Annotated in this window: 19 protein-coding genes; 5 read left to right on the top strand and 14 right to left on the bottom strand. The window is 57.6% G+C overall.

The genetic code is table 11. The features are described 5' to 3' along the window. The 4 genes from G565_RS0113295 to G565_RS0113280 all read left to right on the top strand — a co-directional run bounded on the left by G565_RS0113295 (position 1) and on the right by G565_RS0113280 (position 4,511). Positions 1-861 carry a P-loop NTPase family protein gene (locus G565_RS0113295; RefSeq protein ID WP_028671365.1) on the top strand — a complete coding sequence of 287 codons (861 nt, stop codon included), beginning with the start codon at positions 1-3 and terminating at the stop codon, positions 859-861. A 79-nt stretch (positions 862-940) separates the two neighbouring features. Then, complete coding sequence (locus tag G565_RS0113290) at positions 941-2,101, top strand: hypothetical protein (RefSeq protein WP_157600083.1); 1,161 nt, start codon at positions 941-943, stop codon at positions 2,099-2,101. A gap of 119 nt (positions 2,102-2,220) precedes the next feature. Then, on the top strand, positions 2,221-3,771 hold the full coding sequence (locus tag G565_RS0113285; RefSeq protein WP_028671363.1) for an amino acid adenylation domain-containing protein: 1,551 nt from the start codon (positions 2,221-2,223) through the stop codon (positions 3,769-3,771). Continuing rightward, positions 3,768-4,511, top strand: coding sequence for a GDSL-type esterase/lipase family protein (locus G565_RS0113280; protein ID WP_028671362.1), 744 nt, complete (start codon positions 3,768-3,770; stop codon positions 4,509-4,511). The genes G565_RS0113285 and G565_RS0113280 overlap by 4 nt, the downstream gene beginning before the upstream one ends. Here G565_RS0113280 and G565_RS0113275 read toward each other — a convergent pair. From G565_RS0113275 to G565_RS26060, 12 genes are all read right to left on the bottom strand, one after another. Further along, complete coding sequence (locus tag G565_RS0113275) at positions 4,442-6,184, bottom strand: alpha/beta hydrolase (protein WP_157600082.1); 1,743 nt, start codon at positions 6,182-6,184, stop codon at positions 4,442-4,444. The genes G565_RS0113280 and G565_RS0113275 overlap by 70 nt on opposite strands. Beyond that, complete coding sequence (locus G565_RS0113270; RefSeq protein WP_028671360.1) at positions 6,181-7,818, bottom strand: HAD-IIIC family phosphatase; 1,638 nt, start codon at positions 7,816-7,818, stop codon at positions 6,181-6,183. The genes G565_RS0113275 and G565_RS0113270 overlap by 4 nt, the downstream gene beginning before the upstream one ends. 9 nt (positions 7,819-7,827) lie before the next feature. Next, on the bottom strand, positions 7,828-8,055 hold the full coding sequence (locus tag G565_RS24105; protein ID WP_037339198.1) for an acyl carrier protein: 228 nt from the start codon (positions 8,053-8,055) through the stop codon (positions 7,828-7,830). After that, the gene (locus G565_RS24100; RefSeq protein WP_037339195.1) at positions 8,036-9,187 is read right to left on the bottom strand and encodes an acyltransferase family protein; all 1,152 of its coding nucleotides are present in this window, start codon (positions 9,185-9,187) and stop codon (positions 8,036-8,038) included. Before G565_RS24100 ends, G565_RS24105 begins: the two co-directional genes overlap by 20 nt. After that, positions 9,184-10,278: an acyltransferase family protein gene (locus tag G565_RS0113255; protein WP_028671359.1), complete on the bottom strand. Its 1,095-nt coding sequence runs from the start codon at positions 10,276-10,278 to the stop codon at positions 9,184-9,186. Before G565_RS0113255 ends, G565_RS24100 begins: the two co-directional genes overlap by 4 nt. Then, entirely contained in the window at positions 10,271-12,076 is a 1,806-nt protein-coding gene (locus G565_RS0113250) for an alpha/beta hydrolase (protein WP_028671358.1), read from the bottom strand. Before G565_RS0113250 ends, G565_RS0113255 begins: the two co-directional genes overlap by 8 nt. Further along, complete coding sequence (locus G565_RS24095) at positions 12,073-14,571, bottom strand: glycoside hydrolase family 2 protein (protein WP_157600081.1); 2,499 nt, start codon at positions 14,569-14,571, stop codon at positions 12,073-12,075. Before G565_RS24095 ends, G565_RS0113250 begins: the two co-directional genes overlap by 4 nt. Next, positions 14,543-15,520 (bottom strand): DUF1839 family protein, encoded by a 978-nt coding sequence (locus G565_RS24090; RefSeq protein WP_037339214.1) that lies wholly within the window; start codon positions 15,518-15,520, stop codon positions 14,543-14,545. The genes G565_RS24095 and G565_RS24090 overlap by 29 nt, the downstream gene beginning before the upstream one ends. A gap of 53 nt (positions 15,521-15,573) precedes the next feature. Continuing rightward, positions 15,574-16,749 carry an acyl-CoA dehydrogenase family protein gene (locus G565_RS0113235; protein WP_028671357.1) on the bottom strand — a complete coding sequence of 392 codons (1,176 nt, stop codon included), beginning with the start codon at positions 16,747-16,749 and terminating at the stop codon, positions 15,574-15,576. Positions 16,750-16,806: 57 nt separating this feature from the next. After that, complete coding sequence (locus tag G565_RS0113230; RefSeq protein ID WP_028671356.1) at positions 16,807-17,046, bottom strand: acyl carrier protein; 240 nt, start codon at positions 17,044-17,046, stop codon at positions 16,807-16,809. A 70-nt stretch (positions 17,047-17,116) separates the two neighbouring features. Further along, the gene (locus tag G565_RS0113225; protein WP_028671355.1) at positions 17,117-18,139 is read right to left on the bottom strand and encodes a polysaccharide deacetylase family protein; all 1,023 of its coding nucleotides are present in this window, start codon (positions 18,137-18,139) and stop codon (positions 17,117-17,119) included. Positions 18,140-18,456: 317 nt separating this feature from the next. Continuing rightward, positions 18,457-19,869, bottom strand: coding sequence for a FemAB family XrtA/PEP-CTERM system-associated protein (locus tag G565_RS26060; protein ID WP_051207879.1), 1,413 nt, complete (start codon positions 19,867-19,869; stop codon positions 18,457-18,459). A 102-nt stretch (positions 19,870-19,971) separates the two neighbouring features. Here G565_RS26060 and xrt point away from each other — a divergent pair, with 102 nt between their 5' ends. Continuing rightward, the gene (xrt, locus tag G565_RS0113215; protein ID WP_028671353.1) at positions 19,972-21,510 is read left to right on the top strand and encodes an exosortase; all 1,539 of its coding nucleotides are present in this window, start codon (positions 19,972-19,974) and stop codon (positions 21,508-21,510) included. A gap of 4 nt (positions 21,511-21,514) precedes the next feature. Here the strand turns inward: xrt and G565_RS0113210 are convergent, their stop codons facing one another. Further along, positions 21,515-22,537 carry a polysaccharide deacetylase family protein gene (locus G565_RS0113210; RefSeq protein ID WP_028671352.1) on the bottom strand — a complete coding sequence of 341 codons (1,023 nt, stop codon included), beginning with the start codon at positions 22,535-22,537 and terminating at the stop codon, positions 21,515-21,517. A gap of 7 nt (positions 22,538-22,544) precedes the next feature. Next, the gene (locus tag G565_RS0113205) at positions 22,545-23,720 is read right to left on the bottom strand and encodes a carboxylate--amine ligase (protein ID WP_028671351.1); all 1,176 of its coding nucleotides are present in this window, start codon (positions 23,718-23,720) and stop codon (positions 22,545-22,547) included. Between the last annotated feature and the right edge of the window lie 8 nt (positions 23,721-23,728).

Below are 23,728 nucleotides of genomic sequence, written 5' to 3'. Positions count from 1 at the left end.
ATGGATAACAGTAAGCTCTTGCGAGCATTGGAAAAAAATAAGGCGCAACGCAGCCAGTCGGCGGATTTTGAGCCGGAAAGTGAAACCAAGCCGGTGCGTGAAAAGCCACGGGCAAGCAATGTGATTACCGACCTGTTGCCTCAGGAGCAACGCCTGGCCCGCCAGGCGTCGCTTGAATTGATGCCAAATCCGGATCCGATGTCGAAGGCCGATATGAAAAAGAACAAACTCGTCTATTCCGGCATGAAAAACCGTGCGGTCCTGAACGCTTATCGTGAATTGCGCATCAAGTTGATTGAGAAAAGCACGGCAGGCAGCGCCAATACCAATGGCGGCAATATCGTGGTCATGCTGACATCAGTCGATGTAAACAGTCACTCAATTCTGACGCCGATGAACCTGGCCATTTCTTTCGCGCTCGACCTGAATTCATCGGCGTTGCTGGTCGATTGCAATCCCTATGGTTCCGATTTGCAACGTCTGGTTACCTCTCCGTTGTCAGTGGGGGTAACGGACTACCTGAAAGATCGCGCTCTGGGGCTTGACCGAATTATCTACCCCTCGGGCATAGACCGGGTTGCGGTCATACCCGCTGGCAACGAGACCGGCATCAGCGTCGAACAGTTTTCCTCCCAGGGTATGGAGCACTTAATCTACGAGTTGAAGAACCGCTACCCGGACCGGTTTATTGTGATCAACACCCCCCCTGTTCTGGCAAACAGTGAAGCTCGGGTGTTGTCCAAGTTTTGCGACCAGTCCGTCATCACGGTGCCCTATGGCAGCGCCAGCATGGATGCCATCGAAGATGCTGTGGAGGCACTAGGCGCTGAACGGGTGACCGGTGTTGTGTACCAACAGTAGTAGCGAGCCCTCACCCTGTTCAACAGGGTGGCGAACAAGTCGCCTGGCGTTGGCGGCAGTCCTGTTGTTGTCACCGGGCTTGGCCACGTCAACCGCATGGGCTGAATGGTCGCTGGAGGCGGCAGCAACGGGCGCCGTAGCGAACGACGGCACCGAAACCTCAGCGGCATTAACGCCTGACTATGTTTTTGAACTGGAGACGCCCTGGGTTGACTGGGCGTCCGCCGGTAATGTCGCGTTAACAACGCCTGTCGATGAGTGGCAACCCAGTACACCCTGGCAGGCAGAAAACGACATTGTCTGGACCTCCAGCGATGAGGTGTTGTCCTGGTCACTGGCGCACCAGCATACGGAAGACGATGTCGATTTCAGCCAGGCTCGCACCCTGAATGACAGCGTGTCTACTCTGGTTGCCCTGCAGCGTCGACAGGGCCAGCGCCTGGTGCACCGACTTGAGGCCGGTTGGGACTGGCAGAGCAATCGTCAGGTCGATGATGATCTGGTCTTGTCGGAACTCGAAGACCATGGTTGGCAGGCCGGTTATGCGCCTGGTTTTCAACAAAGCAGACAAACCCTGTGGCAGGCCGAGGCGCGCTATCAGGAACGCGAGTCGGGCTTGAGTGAATGGCGTTACGGTCTGGGTTGGCAGTATCAGACGTCGGTAAACACCTGGAACCTGAATGGCCAGTGGATTGAAGCAAGCCGGGCGCAAGACGAATTTGAAACCTACAGCTTGTCGGCCGGATGGCAGCGCGAAACGGACCTGGGCCTTTGGCGTGCGCAAGTGTCGCGCTCGGTAGACGATACGCTCAGTTCCCAGACCATCGGTAATCAGAACACGCCAGTCGATCAGCAGGCGCTTGCGGTAAACCGCCAATTCATACTGGCGCTGTCTGACGTTCAGTGGCAACAGGATGTGACGGTGTCGGCTCAGTTGGAACTTGGGGATCAGGAGCAGGAACTGACTCTTGCCGGCAGCAATGTTGCTGACGGCCGGGAACGCACTGCCCGTGTTGAACTCGGGCTTGAGTATCAGGCGTCACCAAGATCCACCACCACCCTGGATACCTCGTACCAGTGGCTGGAAGAATCGTTATGGCAAACCAATGCGAGCTGGACACGCATACTCAGTCCGCGCTGGCAAAGTCTGGCAGAAGTTCAATACACCGAAAGCGAAGATGACGAACAATGGCAATGGCTGATCGGGTTGAGGGTGCAGTTGATCGACGCGGGTCAGTAGCCATGCCGGGTTTGATCGGACGGTTTTCAGGCAGAACCCCCATTGCCGGGAATCGTTGTCTCAAGGAACAGGCGCCCTGACCGCAGGGCAACAGGATTGCGACCGTTAAGGAGGACACCATGACGCAGTTGGTTCAGGATTACTTCATCGCTTCGGCGAACCGTTACCCCGACAAGATCGCCGTACGTTGTGCCGATCAGTCCATCACGTATCGTGCACTCGACCAGGCGACTAACCGGCTGGCCAGCCATTTGTGGGAGAATGATGTTCAAGCGCAGTCAATGGTGCCGTTCTTTATGCCCAAGAGCCTTGAGTCGATGCATTGCGTCCTCGGTATTCTAAAAGCCGATTGTGCGTATGTGCCCGTCGATGTGAATTCACCGGCGCAGCGATTGCAGTCCATTCTCAATAGCCTCGACACCCACGTTATTCTGGTCAGCGACGCCAGTGAAGCCCTGTTGCGAGAGCGATTGCCGGACGGTTCAGGCATCGACATCATTAATGTGAATCAACTGCCAGAAGATTCACTGAGTGCAGCGCCTCCGACTTGCGCCAATCTGTCGATTGATCTTGCGTATGTATTGTTCACATCGGGCTCCACTGGCGTGCCCAAGGGCGTAATGATTCCACACAAAGCCATCGTCGATTACATCGACTGGTGTGTGGAAACCTATGAGCTGACCGACCAGGATGAAATCGCCAATCACGCGCCCTTGTATTTTGATAATTCAACCTTCGATCTGTACACCGCCTTCAAAACCGGCGCCACCCTGCACCTGGTGGATGATGCCCTGAATGCAGTATTGCCTAGGTTGATTCGCTGGTTGGATGAACACGCCATCACCACGTTTTTCTGTGTGCCTTCGGTGCTGACCTTGCTGCTCAAGTCTCGCCGTCTGAAGCCTGAATCGTTTCGTCAGGTACGGCATATCCTCTGCGCTGGCGAAGCATTGCCACCGGCGGTGGTGCGCCAGTGGATGCTGATGTATCCGCACATTCAGTTCACCAATATGTATGGACCGACGGAAATCACGGTCGATTGTACCTACCACATCATCGACCAGGTTCCGGACGCCGATGCCCGGTCCATTCCGATCGGCCGGCCTCGTCGTAATATGGACATCTGGGTAAGAACCGAACTTGGCGAGCTTACTCGCCAGCCCGGTGCACAGGGAGAATTGCTGGTGCGCGGCACCTCGGTTGCCTACGGCTATCTGGGGTTGGCGGAAAAAACCACTGACGTGTTTATTCAGAATCCCTGGCACAATCGCTACCATGACCCTCTGTATTGCACCGGTGATCTGGTGCAGATTGACGAGCAGGGGTTGCTGCATTACCAGGGCCGACTGGACGACCAGATAAAGTATCTGGGGTACCGGATCGAGCTGGGCGAAATCGAAGCGGGCCTGAACAGTCTGGACGCGATCGAAGAGGCCGTCGTTGTATTCAGCCCGGAGCAAGACGGGGAGGAACCGTTTATTGCAGCTCTGATTCACGCCGACCCGGGTGTCAGCCAGACGGACCTGATTGAGTCGATGAAAGCGAGACTGCCTGGCTATATGGTGCCGACCCGCATCGAACGTACCGACCAGCCTTTTCCCCGAACACCCAATGGCAAGTACGACCGCAAAACCATTTTGAAACAATTCCTCACGACGGAGGCGGCATGATCGTCAATCCTTTGCTGAAACGCAGGCGTCCGGGCCTGAAGTGGGTACTGCTGATCGTCGCTGTAGTACTCGCAACGCTGGCCACCGTCGCCATTGCCTTTTTTATGCAGCCGGAGTTACCGCTCAGAGATGCCATGTTCGATGACCATGCTGCCAAGCGTCAGCAGATAATGCTCGAACAGGATAGCGCGACCGGTGCCGGCGCGATCGTGTTACTGGGTGACAGTCATCTGGAATTGATGGACAACGATCAGCGCTGGCCCGGCTCATTGAATCTCGGTATTCGCGGCGACACCAGTGCCGCCGTGCTTGATCGAATGGACAGCTACCAGAGCCTGGCAACGGCCAGGGTTGTGATCATTAGCCTGGGTGCCAATGACATTGCACAGGGCTACCGCATTAACCAGACGGTCGCCAATGTGCGCGACATTGTGTCGCGGCTGCCCGCACAAACGCCGGTCTTATTAACCGCCATCCATGCCATGGATGAACGCGTTGGGCTGGTGGGTTACAACCGCAATATTCGTCGCTGGAACGAGGCTTATATGGAGGCGTTTGCGCAATCGGATCGGATCCACCTGGTGGCCTCTCCGCACGCCCCGGAAAATGACGCGGATAACCTGGCCATTGCCATGCACATTGGCGATGGCATTCACCTGAGCCAGGCCGGTTACGATGCCTGGATTTCGGTTTTGAAGCCCGCCGTAGACTCGGTAATCGACGCTCGGTCAACCAACTGACGACAGAGGTGGTCGATCAGTCGCTGTCGGCTGTGACTCGTGGTAAAGGTGTGGTCGGCTTGCTCAACCTGGTCCCAACTGATTTGACCGGTTTCGATCAGGCGCTGCATAACTTGCCCGCCCGCCTGGTGTAATGCACCCATGCCGGGTTCGTCTGGCGAAAACACAAAACGCACCTTCAAGCCCCTGTTGCACAGTTGACAGAGGTCACGCTCAAAGGGCGTGAGCGTCCGGCCAATGCGATTGCGCAGCAAGTTGACCGTTGCGGCAAATCGAACGGCCACAAAACGACCGACATTCAACCATTTCTGCGGCGAGGTGAGCAGGCGCAACCAGGCTTTTGGGTCACTGGTAGACTGTGCATACTGTGCACTTGTCAGTGCCGTTTGTGCACCCGAAGGCATACGGCTGTCGTCACCGGTTTCCCAGTACAGGGTTTGGGCGTTGATCAGGGTGAGCCCGGCGATAGGCAGATCCGGGTGGGCCAGCGCGGCCTGAAAAGCATTGTAAGCCCCCGCGCACAAACCCAGCAATGTAACGGACGGTGCGCCAAGGTCGAGCACAGCTCGCATCACCGTAGCCAGATCATCCCGGCCGGTTAAGTTGTAGGCTTCATTGCTTAAATCAGAACCCTGCTGCGGGCTGTCCCCGAGGTGCCTCAGGTCCAGTCGCACACTGGCAATTCCCTGTAACGCCAGGCTACGGGCCAGATCTACATGAAGGCGGTTGGGTCCGGCATGATGCCCCGCTCCGGTATTGGGGATCAGCACCCAGGGGGCTTCTTTTGCAGGATGCAGCGGACGAGTCAGAATACCAAAGACGGCATTGGCCCTGATCGATGTTTCGCTGAACGCTTCCGATTGCCAGCTTGGCTCATGAGGTAACCGCTCTGATACGCGCGAGTCCTTCAGTAGTGGCTGAGCCCCAAGCCATGCGATCAGTTGACTAATATCCTGTTGAGGAACGCATGACGCTTCTGCCTGTCGAGCCATCAAAGACAGAGCCGAAGAAGCGTGCCGTTCCACTCGACCTCCCGCTGCTTCAAGTCCGGCCAGGGCTGGAATGCGTTTTTGCTCGGGCGTATGGATGACGAGGGTGTTCAACGGGTAATCGGGGTGGACCTCCAGATTTTTTTGTTCCAATTGCGACGCAGTCTCCCGGTGCATGGGGTACCCACCACCGGTGATGAAAGGTGAATCCTCGGGGGTTTGACTCTTCAGTTGCAGATCAATCAGGTTCAGGTCGCGAATAAAGGCTTGCCCCCGGGTGTATGGATACCACCAGACCAGGCCTGCCAGCCTGCGGCTCGCAATGACCGGGGGCGTTAGCAAACAACTGGCGCGTAGTGCCAGCAGTATGGGCGTTTCCCCAGCGTGATGACTGACCCAGTCGGTGGCAGATACCAGTGCTTGTTGCCACCTGTCCAGCCGGTCCGGGTCGGTTAACTGGCCACTGCTATTGCCGTACCCGGGCAAGTCGAAAATCAGTGAGGCCTGCCCGGCAAACTGAAGTTGCAGCGCCAGTTGGCGCATGGACGTCCTGCAATGCATGTACTCAGGGCCAATAGGGTGGCACAGAACCACAGGGGGCGCCCGATGAACGTCGACATCAAACCAGTGCGCGAAAACCGATTCCTTGTCAGGAGTTGTCAGCCAGAAGGTATCATCAGTCATAAACGGCTCGCATCAGAGTCGAAATTGACGGTGAACAGTGTCCGGGCGGTTCTGGTTTTTTCATGCAGTCCATCGCAGCTTATTCCCTGATTATCGAGTGTCAGTGTAGCCAGAAAGTTCTGTAGTGGCTTGTTTCGTTCTGTGTCTACCCGCTCAAAATACAAGGTATTCAGCGAACTGAGCTGTTCTGCCAGCACGTTCAGGAAGGCCGCCTCGACCTGACGCTGCAGTACCCGGCAAGACATCACCCAGGCCCCTATGCGACCTTCAACATCGATCAGACAGGCCATGATCTCACCGTGCTCGCCGTGGGCGTCGGTCAGGCTGGCTGAAAACAGATGGCCACCGCTGGTGAGCACCGCATCCAGTTCGTCGTCGGTCCAGCGAATTCCGTTTAAATTGAACTGGTTGGTTTTGTTGATCAGTTGCAAGGCCCGGTCTCGCTGCGTTTCGTTGCGGTCGTGCCAGGTCAACGTCATGTCGAGCGATGCCAGAAAGGCGGTTAAATCGGCGCCCCGGGCGTCGACCGGTGCCATGCCTTTGAGGCGGGTGCGGTAGAGTTCCGTACGTTGAGTGTCTTCCTGGCTGGCGGTGTCTTGCTCGAAGTGCGCTAGCAGGTCAGACAGAAAGCCGGGGAATTCAGCCAGGGTACCCGGAAACCGAAGGCATTGAATCTCGGGCAGCGCGGTACTGACTTCCGACAATTCAACGGGGTTGTCATCAACAAACACCACGGCATCGAGACCCAGGCTCAATTGCTCAAGCAAGTGCTGTATCTGCGCAGACTTGGGCTGATAGCTGCCCAGAATGGCGACCAAATCGGTATCGTTCAGTGTCATCTGGCCTGCCTCAAACGGGGCTTTGGCGAGGTCAGCATCGTTACGACTGACCGCCGCGATCAGGGTGCCGCTTTGTTTCAGACGCTGCACAGCCTGTTGATACAGAAAATGTGGATAACCCGCGCCTTCGGGGCGGTATTGAATGCCATCTATGCCGTCTTCACCAATAATGCCGTGCCACATGACCTGATCAAGATCGGTGACCAGCACTTTGCGTGGCGCTTTTGGGCTCGGGTAACGCATCGAGTAAAGGGCCCCGGCGACATCGTCGGCATTGCGACCGGCAATCGCGACACCGGTGTTCAAATAGGCGGTCAGATCAAAGGCGGTGTCATCGATCAGCCTGGCGCCCACCCGGTAGGCAGCTTCGCGCAAACGATGCCTGAGTTGCGCTTGCAACGAATCGGTGGCCATAACCGGTGGTATGGGTGCGTCCAGATACACCATGGGCACGCCTCGTTGTTGTAAACGCTGCTCCAGTGCCGCCAGGCGTGTCTCCACCTCGGCCAGATCCAGTGGAGCAGGTGGCAAGCCCGTGCGCCAATTGGTTTCCGGCAACCAGTCCCAGGGGAGCATCAGCCAGATCTCTTCCTGGCTGGCGTCTGTGTAGCTTAGTTGCGCCAGGGTATTGAACGGCAGATGGTCGACCACCAACCGCTTGCCCGCCACGGCGTGCCGCGCCTGTAAATACAGATCCAGATTCTCACTCTGAAACGACGTGACCAGTAAGACAGTGGTGGCCGGAGCATCGTCTGAAAGCGCAGAGACCGCGCGGTGGGCTTGCAAGTATTTCATCGGGTCTGCCTACAGGTAACGGTTCACCAGCTCGACGCAATCATCAAGCGTGTTCAGTTGCATGGCATCGTCGAGACTCAGGGCCAGGTCGAATTCACCTTCCAGGGCTGAGACCAGTGCGACCTGTGCCATCGAATCCCAGGTGTCGCACTGGTGGCGGTTCAGGCCTTCAGCCGTGTCGAGTTTTAAAATGCTGCTCAGTATGGCGTCGATGTCGTTACGAAGGGAGGCTTCCATGCGCGGGTCCTTTGGTTTTTAACCGATGGGTGAGTTTGGGTTTGATGTGCTGTTTATAAAGACGGCGGCAGGCACCCGCGATCCAGCGGTCACCCAGCCAGTGAACAATCAGGGCGAACAGCAGGCTCAGGGCAGTGCAAAAAATCAGAATCAGGGCTCCGGGAATCTGGCCGTACCAGGCGTCAATGAGATAGCGGCCCAATTGGTGGTGCACCAGGTACAAAGGGTAGGTCAGGCTGCCGAGCAAGACGATCCAGGGGCGATTGACCGGGTTCCAGTAACCCAGGCTGATGGCCGTCAGGGCGGCAAAGCCGAGTGCGAGCAACAGGCTGCCCGCTAGCCAGTCGACGATTGTGCTGGTGCCAAAATTGTAAAATGCGATTTGCCCCGGCAAGTAACTGCAGGCCAGCAGGAAGCTGGCGACCAGTACCATCCATGCCCAGGGGTCACGCCGCTGGGTTCGCAATACGCAGAGGGTCATCCCCGCAATAAAATAGGCCGAGTAATCCGGGGCGATCAGGTACTTCAGAAAAAAGGGTTGGCCGACCAGGCGGTAGCCGATCGCCGAGACTAACCAGAGGCTCAGCCAGAACCGGTAAGCACCGAGTTGACGCGTCAGCAAGGCCAGCCCAATCAGGATGTAAAAATGCAGTTCAACCAGCAAGGTCCAATACACCGGGTCCAGGTTGGTGACGCCAAGATAGGATTGCACCATGGTCAGGTTAGCAGCAACCTCGAACGTACTGACGTCCAGGTTTTCCCCAAGAAAAAACCAGAGCATGGCCAGCGTAAACAGAATGGATACCCAGTAGGTCGGGAACAGTCGAATCCAGCGGTACACGGCAAAGTCGAGCGCGGTGCGGCCGCTGGCCGAGGCAAAAATAATGAACCCGCTGATCAGAAAAAAGAGGTTCACGCCCATAAAGCCAAAGTGGGTGACGCTGGACCAGCCAGGCAACAATTCGGTCGAGCCGATCAGGTTATAGCGTTCGGGAAAATTCGTATTGCCGACACCGCTGGCGGTGTAGTGATACAGCAGCACCATCAGCGCGGCCAGAAAGCGCAACAGGTCCAGTGCCGGCAAGCGCATGTCTTGCCGGGGCAGCGGTGCGGACAGCCAGTAAGCCTTCATGACCACTCCCGTTTACGGCCGATCAGCCAGTCAGCACGGTGCGAAAACACCCGGCGAGTCAGCACCATGGCGCCATAAAACACGAACAGGCTGAGCGCAACCCGGATCAGCCAGGTACCCAGGTGACCGGTAATCAACGCATGGTCAATGGCAATGGCCACAGCCAGTGTACCGTAGGTGTGAGCAAGAAAAATGCCGTAACTTTCAGCCGCCCAGGGCCGTAATAACCGGTGTAACGGCGCTGAAAGCGACAGGCAAACGAGCAATAATAGAACGGCCAGTGACAATTTGTTGATCAGTAACAGGTCGATCAGTGCGCGCTCGGGGCCGAGCCATTCGCTGACCCGATAGACACCGGCATGGCGCTCGACCAGCGTCATCCACAACAGCGAAGAGACCGCCAGCACTGCGCAGCCAACCAGCAACGATCGACGACAGGGCTGACCCCGTTCCAGCCAAAGTGCCGCCAGCATCCCCAGCAGCAAGGCAGGCCAGAAGTACATCCACAACCACCAGACTTCCCGGTTCGGGTAGAGCGGCCGCTGCAGGGTATTGGCCCAGATTACCGAAACCACAAACACACCGATGAGTAACGCGGGGCGACGCGCCAGCGCCAGCCAAACCGGCAGCGACAGGTAAATGAGGGCGAGCATCGGAATAAACCAGAGCGGGTAGTTGGCGGTGGTGCCGCCAGTCACCACATACCAGCCCAGTTGCAGCCAGAGCGGCCACTCAAGCAGGTGGGGGTAATTCGCGCTGGGTTCACCGTTTGGAAAATACTCATAAGCCAGCCCCGGCAACAGCCAAACCAGGTAGGGAACACCGATAAAACACGCGTGCCGGGCAAGAAACCGGCCATAGGATTCCAGGCTGCTGAGCTCGGTGCGTTTTAGCGTCAGCAGCAAGCCCGACAGAAACACAAAAAACACCGGTGCGTTGTTGAACAGATTGAGCAACCAGCGTTCGGTGGTGCGGTGACCAGACCAGTTCAGCACGTCAAAACAAGCAAGACTCGCCACCGCAATAAACAAGGCCAGCGCCCGGTAGCTCGACAAGGCAGACCGTAAACTGGCGTCAATCGGTTCAGTCATTGGGCATCGCCCCGGGTCTAGAGTGCATAGAAGAAGAAGGTGTCGCCCCCGCCAGCGATGCCAACAGATGCGCCGCAGTTGCCCGGCTGTGAAACCACGAAAAGGTGTGGTTTGCCTCGGTCACCGGGTGGATGTGGACGCCGAGCTTTCGCGCCAGTTTGGTTTTGGGCAGTCGGGTTTCGTCGGCCAGTATGTCCCAGCCAGGGTCCCGGTCTGAGAACACGAAGTTGACCTCAATGCCGGCCTGCACCAGCTGTTGCAGGTCCCGATTGAGGCGAGTGTCGGGAATGGGTTTGAGCACACCGGCAATCTGATCGCCCAGTGCCGCCAGACGCTTGCGCGTAAAACGCACCCCATAACCGGCAATATAGCCGAGGCTCGCCTGGCCCTTCAGCAGTTTCAACCAGCGCTTCGGGTCTCTCATGGCCTGTCGATAGTAGGCGGTATCCTGGTGGGTGGTGGACTCCCGGGGGATATCCAATGACAGGCCCGGCCGCCAGTAGAACGTCAATGGGTTGATGATCGCCAGGCGTTGCACCAACTCCGGTTGAGTCAACGCTGTGTGCATAGCGTGGTGCGCGCCGGAACAGATGCCCCCCAGGGTAATGTCCCGCCCCGGAAAACGCTGCCTGATGTCGTTCAGCATCGCCACCACAAAGCGGTTGGCATCGGCCGGGTAACAGTGGTTCTCTTCGGACACAGAGGCCCGGGCACTGTCTCCGAGGTTAAACATATCGAATCGGACGCAAGGAATACCCTGCAGTGCCGCGGCCCGGCAAAACTCGGTGTAAGTCCGGTTGGGTCCAACATGATGCACCGACCCGGAATTGATCAACACCAATACCGAGGCGCCAGGCTGTTCATTGACTGGCTGGGTAATCAGACAGAACTGACCGAACTCATCGGTACCTGTGGTCTCTGAGAAACGCCCGTCGCTCCAGTTAGGCTGCGCGACGCTCAGGCGTTCGCAATGAGGCTGATTGGCTGGGGCTGATACAGGCGGAACCACAGCCCCGGCAATCTGCGTTAACAAGTCGTCGGGTATTTCGGTGTATTGCGGCTCGGCCATCATGGCCGCATAGCCCTGATATGGCTGGCAGACGGCATCCACCTGCGCCAGGATGGACAGCAGGGGTTTGGCGGGCTGCTCGCTGAAACACAAAACCCGCCCGGCTAGCTGCAAGTCTGGCGCCGTAATCGCCAGGGCACTGAGTGCCGCCAGGGTCGCTTCGGTATAGATAAACCCGCCAGATTCAATAAATTCGCTTTGGCTTTGAACCTCTGAAAAACGAGACGCCGCCGTCAGCTCTCGCACCAGCCGCTTGCCGCTGACCACCGGTTCGATGAGCACCAGGTCGTCGCCGCTTTGCAGTGCCTGGGCAGCCAGGGTCGCCCCCAGGCGCAGGCCAATGAGCGTGCAGGGCAGATCGGGCCGTTGGCGCTTCAGGTCATCCCTTAGGGCGCCAATGGCCCCAATCCAGCGCGGCACCAGGTCTGGTGTGGTCAGGTCCGATCCGGCATTGCCCGTTCCCGGGTAGTCGAGTCTGGCAACGCAGCAGCCAGCCTGCGCCAACTGGTCCGCCAGGAATTTCAGCGTACGGTGGCTGTGCACGTATTCGTAGCCTATCGGGGGGCATAGAACCACGAGTTGTGTGACAGGCTGTTCAGCTGGCTGGTGCAACCAGTAAAACGTTGGGTCGTTGTTCTGCGACAGCCAACCCGCCTGGCGGTGAATAGCCGCTTTGGTGTCCGGATTGCTGGCAGGCGTTGCAGTCATCGATTCAGTCAGCGTGGTCATGGCCGTTCGACCTCCGCAGCCAGGCGTATCTTGCTGGCAAGATTCAGAGCACTGAGGTGACCCCGCAGCCGGGTTTGGTCCGGCGAGTCGGGCACCAGCCTGATTCTCTGAGGCGCGCCGGGCAGCAGGTGTACGCCCTGCCGTTCTGCCTGCCAGCCGGTCAGGGTGAATTCGGCAAAAAACACAAAACGCTGGGCGCTCAGGGTAAGCCAGACGTCAGCGCCCTGGCGTTCGATCTCGCAGGTGAGGCCCAGGGTGTCTCTGTCGTACTCCACCGGTAAATCCAGCCCCGTCGGGAAATGGCAGTGCTGACTGAGCAAGGCGTTGTTCCCATCGCGCAGCGAGACCGCAATGACATCCCATGGCTCGGCGCCGAACTGGTAGCTTGCGGTGGTGTCCTGAAAGCCATCGAGCACAACATCCAGAGACGTCAGGCTATCGCTATGAGCGGCCAGAGTCAGTGGTTGTTGGTGATCCAGCCGGTTGCCCCGACGGGTGTTTAACAGCATTACGTTCAGTCGCGCGTCTACCGGGGTGGGCCCCTCGTTGATGCACGACAGACTGTGACCATTGAGCCCGCGAGGCACCAGACTGACTTGCACGCTTTGCCAGGCCGAGGCGACACCGTGTAGGGCTGGCTTGGCGCCGCCATCACTGTCGAACAACCCCCAGCCTGCGCCGGGAACGAGGTCGTTGAGCCACCAGGTTAACGCCCCCTGGCACGGGCTCGCGCTGCTGCGCCACAGACGAAAGGCCTGGCTCAGCAGATAGCCGGTTAGCAGGCGGCTGCGCTGGGCATAGCCAGCCGGGTCAACCGAACGCAACCGCACCGGGTCGGTGTGAAAATACTGTTGCAGGTAGTGATCGCGGATGTCTTCAAAATCCCAGCCGCAGCCGGCATCCCGTGGCACGCCTGCTTTCCAGGCCGGGGTGTGGGTCAGTGGCGCAGGCGCACCGAAGTGTCGGGCGATAAAGGCGTCGTCGGGCAGGTGAGAATGGCCCAGACATTCGGGTGTAAACAGCACCTGGCTCAGTTGCAGGTCCTGCTCGTCGCGACGGTAGGCGCCCAACCCGAAATAGTGGGCCAGGCCGGTATCGGTATGAAACGGCAGGGCACCGTCGCAAGGGGTAGAAGGCCAGTAGGGCCAATCGGGGTTGGCCTCGCGCAGCAGGGCGGGTAGGTGTTCGGCAAACCAGGGGTTGCGCCAGCGGTCGCGAGGCTGCCCCAGCATGGCGGCTTGTTGTTCCACTTCGCTGTTGCCGCACCAGGCCACGACCGATGCATACTGGCTCAGCCGGCGGGCTTGCTGGCGAATTTCGGTCGACGCAGACGCCAGCCAATCCGGATCGTCATGGGGGTAATCCATGTTGGCGAAAGCAGCATCCTGCCAAACCAGCAACCCCAGTTCATCGCACAGCTCATAGAAAGCGTCGGCTTCATACTGCATGGTGCCGCCAATGCGCACCATATTCAGGCCTGCGTCCCGGGCTGCAGTGAGTATTTTTCTGGCTTTGCCAGCATCGAACTCGTAGCCGGCCAGGTTGCTGTGTGACCAGCAGGCGCCGCGCATGAACAGCGAGCGCTGGTTGATCTGAAACGCCAGAGTCTGGTCGTTTCGGGTCACGTCGATGGCCCGGAACCCCAGCAGAACCGTCTTTTCTGCCAGACATTCCTCGCCCTGCCACACGGCCAGGGTGAACCGATGGCGGTGCGGGGTTCCCTGGCTGTGTACCTGCCACAAAGGCAGGTCACCGAAAGAGCGGGTTTCATCGGTACCCGATAAGGCGATTGACGGCGCATCGCTCAATTGAAGCGTGAGGCGTGTGTCGCTCAGGTCGGGTGGGGTATTTTCCGGCGGGCGAATCAGCACCTGGCAGTCGCTGCCCTGCACGACCGGGCACAGCGACCATTGGTCGAGCCAGGTGTGTGCATTGCTGCGGCAAACCATCGGTTCGCACGGGCCGATGGCCCACAAAGACCCTGACCAGGCAGTGTGGCCGAGCAATGAGGTTCGGTACCAGCGAAGGTTATTGTTGACCAGTCCGGTTTTCCACTGAGGCCGTGGCTTGCGCTCGTTTACTGCCCGGGCCAGCGAGCGGAAACGCAGCGTCAGTTGCCTGGCGGAAGCGGGCAAGGCGACGTAGTCGGTGATGAATGCATTGTGCCCGGACAGAGCCGGTTGGTCGTCGATCCAGAGGTCATACAGCGTAGCCAGACCGGCCAGCGTTATCACGGCGTGTGCGGGCCGTTCCTCTGGCAAGGCTAACCGATACCACCAGTCCCGTTCACCGGGTTGGGCAACGGCGAGCCGGGGCAGGTGATCCAGCACACCGTCGTTCAACAGGGCGTTGACCGACCGTGCCGCAGGAATGGGGTACCAGTCGGTCGCCCCGGGTTCGTCACCGGGTACGGTGCTGGCCAGCTGCCAACCGTTGCAGTCGCTGATGGATACAACCGTCATGACATCAAGCCCGTATCTGTGTGCGGACGTCATCAATCGCCCGTTGCCAGTCGCCTGCCATCTGCTCCATGGCGGTCAAATCCAGTGGCTTATCACGGGCGATGGCACGCGCGAGCTGAAATTGCAGGGTTTTTGCCTGTTGGCTGATGCGCCCAAAGGCCGCCGCAGCGTTTTCAAACGGTAAATCGGTTCGTTCGTTCAGCCAGTTCAGGTAGGTTTCAGCCAATGCATAACAGGCCCCGAATTGCCGTAAGGTCGCAAAGGAGTAGAGATGAAAGTGGCCTATGCCAGCGGCTTTCAGCGCTGGTAACTCGCGGCTGAAGGCCTCTATGAAAAGGCTGAATGGGTTGTGTGTTGGTATTAAATCGCACTGGTTGCGCAGTGACGCCAGTGAACGCTGAGTCAGGGTTGTGGCATCGAGTGTTGCCGGTGTGTGATGGCGTTTAATGTACTCGACGTAGGGTGGCAACATGCGTTCATGAACCTGGCCGCCGGTCTGAAATATCTGGTCGAAATCATCGCCACTGACTTGATAATACGACTGGCCATGAAAGTACCCCAGGGTGCGCTCAGCCACGGAAATGGCATTGACGGATACCGTCGATTTAACGTGTTCGGCGTGATAGGTGGTGCCCTGCGTGTCGGGCAGGTAGCACGAATCCAGTTCCACCAACACCGGTCGTCCATCCGCAACGTGCCGTTCAACGTGTTCGACCAGGGAGTGCCAGGGGTTCATCTCCTGAATTTCAAACCCGTAGAGTTGCCATAAATCGGCCGGTGGGTATTTGAAAAACGTCCACTGGTCGACTTCAAAATCGATGGCCAGGGTAAATGCGAGGCCAGCTACCGGGTCGAAACCCAGGGCGTGTATTTGTTCGATCAGAACATCGACGTAGCAGTTGGTCTCCGACCACACCCGGTCCTCACCGTGTAGGGCGTGACGCTGATAAGTGCTTGGGTCCAGTGACAGTATCTGTTTCATAGGCAGCGCTGGCCGGTGCTGAATCAGCCCGGCCACTCCTTGCGATTCGGGTGTTAGCTTTCCTTAACGACCACCTGCATGGTGGCGTTGTGTCCACGAATTCGGTCGTTGTTGACCATCAGTGCAGCGCCGTGGGCATCGCGCAGTTCGCGGCACAGGCTGTATTTGCCATCGTTGCGATAGCCACCGATACCGACGATCTGCAGCGCTTTGCTAACCACATCCACCACCATTTCCGAACAGCGTGTTTTCACGTTGTTCACCTGAATGGCGAAACCGTATTTTTCAGCCTGAAACAGATTATTGCTGTCGAGCATGGCCTGGTAAGCCTGCATGGCGCCGGCCAATCCACCTTTCATGCTGAACAACACTTCATCCAGTTCGGCCAGCCGCAGCGCCGTGACCTGGGGCAGTTCATCGCTGCGGCGCATCATGTCGCGCACGGCAAGCCGGGCTTTGTTCGTGGCGCCCTGTGCCATACCCGTCCAGAGTGAACCCCAGGTCAGGTGAGACACCGGGTGCATGGTGTGCGCTAACACCACAGAAAACGGGGTCGGCAGAATCTGGTCTTTGTGACCCTGAGCCTCCAGGGTGAACCCGGCGCTGCAGGTGCCGCGAAAACCCAGCGTATCCCAGCCGGTCAGCGGCGTCAGTTTGGTTTTGGCGGTGTCGACCAGTACCTGGGTCTGATCACTGGCAGGCGCCTCTTTATGGCTGCGACAGGTGACGAGAATGGCATCGGAATGCTGGGCGTAGGAAATGACCGGGGCTTGTTTGGTGAGTGTGAACTGGTCACCCTCGACTTCAACATGGCAAATGCTCGAACGCAGATCACCGCCAACCCCCATTTCTGTTGTTGCCGAAGCCAGCAACAACTGCTCTTCACACATCCTGCGCAGATAACCGCTGAAATACGTGGATTCCTGACCGTGATGAACAAGGCACGCGACCTGAATCTGGTGCATGGCGTAGATCATTGCGGTAGATGAACAATAGTGGCCAAGTATGCGGCACAATTCCGAGACTTCGGTGAGGCTCAGGCCATCGCCACCGAAGTTTGCGGGCACGTAGCTGGATAACAAACGCTCACTGCGCAGTGCGGCAAAGGCCTCGTGGGGAAATCGGGCTTGTTGGTCTACGTCGTTGGCGTGAGCGGCAACAATGCTCTGGCCCAGTTCATGGACAGTGGCTTTGATTTGGGCGAAGGTTCTAAGTGCGTGTGCTTCCATGCGTGTTCTCCTGTTTTTGCTAAAAGAGCGGAGACGTGATCTGCCAATTACAGCTGGCTAGGCGCTCAGCTCTTCAACGGCGTCGTTTAACGCGGCAATGCTTTCAAAGGTTTGACGGGAAAGACGGTTATCGTCGAATTCAATGTCGAATTCGTCTTCGAGGGAGAGCATCAGATTGACGGTGGTCAGTGACGTCAGACCTACCGAGTAGAGGTCGTCGGAATCCTGAATGTCGGTGATGTCTTTCGACAACTTGACGGACTTTGCAACTATGCTTCGAATCCTTTCCTGATACACGGTGTTAACTCCCTGATTGTTCTTTAATGAGTATATTCGGTTTTAAGGTAAATGCCACGCGATGGTGGGGTTAAAAAACGTAACGTTGTTCTTTGAACCGCTCCAGCCAACTGCAGTACTGGCGGAAGTCGTTGAGTTTTTCCGGGAAGGCAAATCGCCTCAGGGCAAAGAGGTTATTTTTTGCATCGGGCCCCAGATCAATATACCCCGCATCGGCTGAGAAAGCTGCTCGTAGGCCAATGTGCTGTGCGATGGCCATTTCCCGGGGGCCGAAATCGACACCGGTACGCCCCGTGGGGTAACAGAAGACGGGAAGCGGGTGCTTGAGCTCCGCTTTTAGCCGGCTCCAGCTGTGGCGGATCTCTCGTTCGGCGTCGGTCAGTGACTGTGCTTGTAATATATTGTGTCTGTGCGAGTGAGGGCCGAATTCGACCCCCTGAGATTCAAGGGCTCTTGCCTGAGACCAGGAGATGGCCCGATAAGCGGGCGGTGGCAGCGGTGGCAGGTCGCAACCCAATTGCTGGCTGATGTCATCAACGTAATCGTCGTGGCCGGTACCATCCTGACCCTTGATGAACGACCGCACCGAACGCAGGCAAGCCCGGCGAGTGTTTTTATTGGTGTTTTCTAACTGCCAAGCCTGGCTTCCAATGTGAAGCTTTTGCCCGCCTTTCATACGCGACATAATCAGGTATTCGAGCTTGTAATCCCACGACCACCATTCATTATCCGGTAAACCCGTGGCAATAAACACGGTAACGGGAACCTGGAACTCCTGAAAAATGGGAATGGCGATTTCAGCCTGATCGTAAAAGCCATCGTCCATGGTGAAAGCTACGGCTCTTGTTGGCAGCGGGGTTCCCTCGCGCAGGTGCTCGATCAGGGTACGTAATGAGATGGGGTGGTAATTCTGTTGGCGCACATAAGCCAGTGCGGCACGCAAGGTATCCGGGTTGTGGCCGCTGACGCCCAGTGGTTTGTCTTGCATGCGGTGCAACATGAACACCGGCAGACACTGGTTGCGCAAACCACCCATGAGGCGATTCATCGGTGCGCTGGTCAGCGCTTGAATAAGCGTGCTTTTGACGGTCATCCGTAACATCTCGTCTGTATGTAGTGCTGTTATCCTTAACAACGCCAACTTTGTCACAGTTTAGCGACTAGCGGAAGAGTTTTCGGTGCTATTCAGTGCGAAACTACTGGTCCGCTCTCGCGTGACAGGTTGGTTTTACAAGCTTGTTTGGTTCAACCACTTTATCGGGAAACACCGTACAAGCGATTGATTTTGATCAACTATTTAGCTGGGTTCCGCAACGCTCCGATGTCTTTTTCAGATCGAAATGAAACAGCGGTCCAGTCTCCAGGCTGATTTGATTTACACAGAAATCAATTTAGCCACACAGCGTTTTATTAAGGCAATTGTTTCACAATGGGCGGACCTATCACCCGGGTTAACCAAACCGGCAAGCGTTGCCACACTGCAATCATCAACCTGAACTTAGGGCTATCGGGCCGGGTAGCTGCTGCGGGTTTGTTCCCGGGGGTGAGCGTGTACCAGTAATGCTGAACCGGTTGTGCGCCCCATTGTTTTTTGAATTGAAACGTAGGGGCATCGCGGGTTGAGCGGCCAAAGTCGAACCATTCATAACCTTGCTCGACCGCCCAGCGTAAAATCTGCCGGTACATCCACATGTTGATGTTCATCGGGTTGGCGCGGCGCAACGTTGAAGCCCAGGGTATTTCGAGCATAGTGCCCTGACCCATCAAAAACCCGCAGGCTACAGGCCGCCGGGCCTGGTACACCACCACCAGCTGTGCGTTGAAGGCCTCGGTTTGCAGCAGGGTGTTGAACCACGCCTTGCTGTATACCGGCGTTCCCAGGTCGCGCATGTTGTGGGCGAATACCCGGTAGAAATCGTCCAGCAGGTCTGCCCTGCCAAAGCGGACTTCCGGTTTGTGTTCTTCGGCTTTATTGGCCTGAGCGCGAACTTTGGCCCCCAGTTGTTGATCCAGCCGCTCATCCGTTGTTGGCAGTGGCAGCAGCATCGAGACCTTTTGTTCATTGCACGCAAAGGGCAGTGACGCTTGGGTGGTTCGAATCTCAATGTGACTGAGCTGGTGTTCGGCCAGCAAGGGGCGTGCTGCGTTGATCAGCGCTATGGCAACGTCACGTGAATTCGCCAGCGGCCCGCCATAATTGAAATAAGGCAACGACGTGGCAAAGCGGCCGAACAACCGGCTGCACTGAATGATTAAGGGTAAGGCACCAACAACGACGTTGTTGCTGACGGCCACCAGCACCGGCCCCCGGTGGCCCATAGCCTCTTGTATGGCCCGGCCCAATGCCGGGTGGTGATACTGGCTGCGCTGGGGTTGGCGCTGGCACCAGTCGACCCAGCGTGGATCTTCCCAATCGGTGATGGTGATGTCGCCATCAAACGCCTGAGGGGTCTGCGACACCCAGGGCTGAAACTGGGCTATGGATTCGGTTCCCGGTGGCTCGGTCAGAGCACTCAATTGTGCCACCAGTGCCTGACGCTGAGCTTTCAGGTCAGTCTCCAGTAGGCCGAGGGTTTGGCTGGCAAGGGCCATGGTTACTTTGAGTGCTTCGCGGGTTTCATCGGTGGCTTCACGAAACTGGCGGGCAATGGCTTTTTTTTCGGTGAGCTTTTGCTTCAGTTCTGGCTGGCGCCGACGCAGAGCATCGGCTTTAGCCAGCAGGTCGGCTTTGCAGGCTTCACTCGGGGCGTGCGCCGGGTAAGGCAGGTCCGACAGAAAGGCAGCCAGCTGCTCTGGCCGTTTTAGAGCGTCGTTCACATCCATGTCTAATCCAGTCGGTCTTGTTGAGGTCCATTTACACGACTTTGAAATGCCGTGATACTGCGCAGTGTAATGGATCGACTCGACAAACCAAAGGAAGGTTACATGGCTGTGTCCTATCAATGGTCGGCTACCCGGTCACGATCGGGTTTTCTGACCCAACGCGGGTTACCGCTGTTTCTGTGCCTGTTCGCAGCCGGCCTGTTTTTGGCGCTGGCACCCGACACCATGAGTGCCCTGCACGATCGCTGGACAGAGTTGAATGGCACCTATTCCCACGGGTACCTCTGGGTTCCCGTGTGTCTGGGGTTAGTGGTGTATCGGCTCGCGACCGGTTTTTACCCGGTCAGGCCACGCCTGATGGGTGTGTTATTCGTTGGGTTCAGCGCAGCCATTTGGCTGGCGGGTTTTGTGATTCAGCTCGGCTTGCTGCAACAGCTGGCGTTACCGGCATTGTTGGGCAGCCTTATCGTAGCCGGGTTTGGCTGGCCTGCCTTGCGATTGACGCTGGCACCGTTGCTGGGTTTGTACCTCGCCATTCCCATTTGGGATATTTTCACCGTTCCGCTGCAAAACCTGACGACAGTGGTTAGCACCTTCGCCATCGCGCAATGGTCGATTCCCGCCTACATCGATGGTTATTTCATTCATTTGCCCTATGGGATAGTTGAAGTAGCAGGCGGTTGCTCGGGGCTTAATTACAGCCTGGTAGCCATCGTACTGGCGCTGGCCTACGGACAGCAGCGGCAGCTTTCCACCCCCATGACATTGCTGGCCGTGCTGGTGTTGTTGTTGCTCAGCATGGTGGGTAACTGGGTGCGGGTGAGCGCCCTGATTTTGATCGCGTATTACAGTGAAATGACCAGTTCGCTGGTGACTGAGCATGGCCTGTTCGGCTGGGCCATCTTTTGCGTGTTTTACGTCGGTTTTCTGGTTTGGGCACACCGGTTGAAGCCCTATCAGCCAAAGGCAAGCAGCGCTGCTCAATTCAAGGCCACTGCCAGTCATCAGACGGCGCCGGTTTCTCCGGTAGTTCAGCTTGTTCTGGGCGCGGCGACTGTTGTTATTGCCATAGGTACGCCCTGGTTGGCGCAGCAGCGCGTGCAGAGCAACTGGCAAATGCCCGAGTCCTGGTCTGCGTTGGCTGCCCCGGGCGCACCCGTCTGGCAACCTGGGTTTCACCATTATGATCTGCAGTTTACTCACCAAATTGAACACGCTGGCATTGAGTTGACACTGGGGCAGAGAGTGTACCTGGAGCAGACTCAGGGCAAGGAACTGGTCGGCTATGGGAACCGGATTGCCCCGGCTACAGACATAGTGCAGCGCGACACCCGGGAACTGGACAGTGGCCGCACGGTTCAGGTTCTTGAATTGAATGCCAGCGGTACCCGACGTTTGGTTATCTGGACCTATCAACTGGGCGAGGCAACGGCAGTGACTGACGTCTCAGCGAAACTCCGGCAGTTGCAGGAATGGCTGCGGGGTCGATCGGTGACGGCGCTGTTTTACGTGCAAACGCCCTGCACGCGTTCTGGTTGCGAGGCCGAAAGAGCAGCGCTTGGCGAGAACCTGGCGGTGGTGGATGCCTGGCTCGACCAGCGCAGCCTTTACGCTCCACCCTCCCGCCAGAACGCCCCCTGAACCATTAACCCAGGCCCGACAGCCGGGCCCGGAGCTGCCGGGTGGTTCTTGAGTTGCCTTCATGAACACCAATGCGGTTCAACTGGTGCAAGTCGAGCGAGCTGACCCGGTTCAGCCCGTTTTTTGTGGTTACGGCCGCCTGGTAGTGTTCGCGTACCAGGGTCAGGCTGGCTTCGTCGTAGTCCCCATTGGGGAAACAAAACAACGGCACTTCATGGCCCAACTGCTGTTCGAGACGCTGCCGGCTATCGACGATTTCTGCGTGCCGTTGCTCTGGCGAATTGGCGTGGTTCAGGCGCCGGTGAGTGCAGGTGTGAGACCCTACGGCAAACACACCGCTGGCATCCAGTTCCTGAAGCGCTGGCCAGGGCATCAGATCGGGCGTGGTGCCTTGTGCTGACCCGGTTGCATCGCCCAGGCTGTTTAGCGCGGCATTCAGCGTGTCTTCACTGTGTTGTTTTAAGGTTTGAATGCAGGCCGATACGGCCTCACGTGAGTAGGGTTGGCCCAACAGTTGCGCGGCTGGCGCCAATACCGGGTGTTGGTGCAGCAACGGCGACTGACGCAGTACCAGATCTGCGATGCGGTTTGGCCAGAACGGAGCCGCCTGGCCAACTCGATCGGCCACCGCAAAAATAGACGCGACCAGCCCTTGTTGTTTCAATTCAGGGTAGGCGTATTGGTAGTTATCGAGCCAGCCGTCATCGAAGGTGATGGCACAGGCTTTTTCCGGCATTGCCTCGCCGGCCTCGAAACGCTGAACCCAATCGCCCAGGGCCACGACGGGCATCCAGCGTTGTATTTCTTGTAAGTGCATGCGAAAAGTTTCCGGCGTGACCACCATACCGGGTTCTTCCGTTTCGCAACGCGGATCGTCCGCGGGCAGTACCCGGTGGTACATCAGCACCCACAACGTAGGCTCCGCAGCGCGTTTGCGGTGCGCGCCGCGCCAGTCCCGGCTCAGATTCAACGCGGCTTTCAGCGGCCGCTTGATCGATTGTTTCAGGGTATGTGTGAGCGTTGTCATCGCTGAGTCACCGTAATGCTCTAATGTACTGTTTTATTTCATGCCATGCCGGGGCGAGATCGCCCCAGCGATTGACTTCATGGCGCTGCTGGCGAAACCGGGGTGTTAAAAACTGGCCGATTCGCTGAAGCCGGGTGCGCCAGCCTTTGGCGCGTTTGAGCACGAGGTACAGACTGTCCAGATCCCCCAGCAACCAGCGTAACCGCTGGCCCACGCGGTAGTTCGACGTTACCGGAATCGGCCAGCCCAGTTCGGCGCACAGCAACTGATACGGAAAATCGACCCCGGCATCAATCGCCAATTGCAACGAGCCCCAAAAGCGAGTGTTCACCTCCATAAGGTAGGGTGTGCCGTCTTCCCCGATGCGGAACTCAACCATGGCGACGCCATGCCAGTTGACCGCCTGTAACAGCGTTTGCGCGTGCGCCTGCAGATCAGCCGGCACCGGGCAGCTTTGACTGAGCACACTGACCCCGCCTTCCGGCGGCTTTTCACGCAGCCGCTGGTGGGCAAAAAACTGCACCGGCTTGCCGCGGTTGAACAGGGCAAACACACCGGCACCGGTGCCGGGTATAAACGCCTGCAGCATGAAAGGGTGTTCGTTCAGATAGGCGTTCTGTTGAAAAATACGCGTCAGGTCTTCGGGGGTGCGCGCAATTCGAACTGTGGTTGCCAGCCATTGTTTTCCATCGAACAGGCGCGATAGCGCAGGTTTCACCACCACCGGGTATGACACGGCCTGCACATCTACCTGATGTGCACCTTCAAAATGCTGGCTGCGTGGCACTGGAACACCTGACCGCTCAGCCAGGGCCACCAGATGGGATTTATTAGCAAGCTGCAAAACCGTCGACAATGGAGAAAACGGCAACCTGAGGCCGGGCACGCTTTCCTGAAACTGCAGCAACAGTTGGCTGGTCACCTCGGTAACCGGCATTACCAGCCGGCAGGGCTCCGTTTCCAAAAAACGCGTTAGCCAGGCCACAAAGTGCATGGGCTCATGCTCAGCAGAAGGGCACTGGATGTATAAGTCGCTGAAGCGGGACTGCCCGGCAAGCGCAGTTGGTGTGGAATCACAGGTAATTATACGCAGGCCGGGATGACGACCCAGGCTACGAACAACGGCGAGCGCACTGCGTTGATTGGCGTCTGGAACCAGAACGCTGATCGATGTCGAATCCATTCGAGGCT

It is taken from the genome of Saccharospirillum impatiens DSM 12546 (assembly GCF_000423605.1).
GTDB lineage: Bacteria > Pseudomonadota > Gammaproteobacteria > Pseudomonadales > Natronospirillaceae > Saccharospirillum > Saccharospirillum impatiens.
The sequence above is the reverse complement of the archived record's forward strand: the minus strand, read 5'-3'. Positions and strand labels throughout refer to the sequence as shown.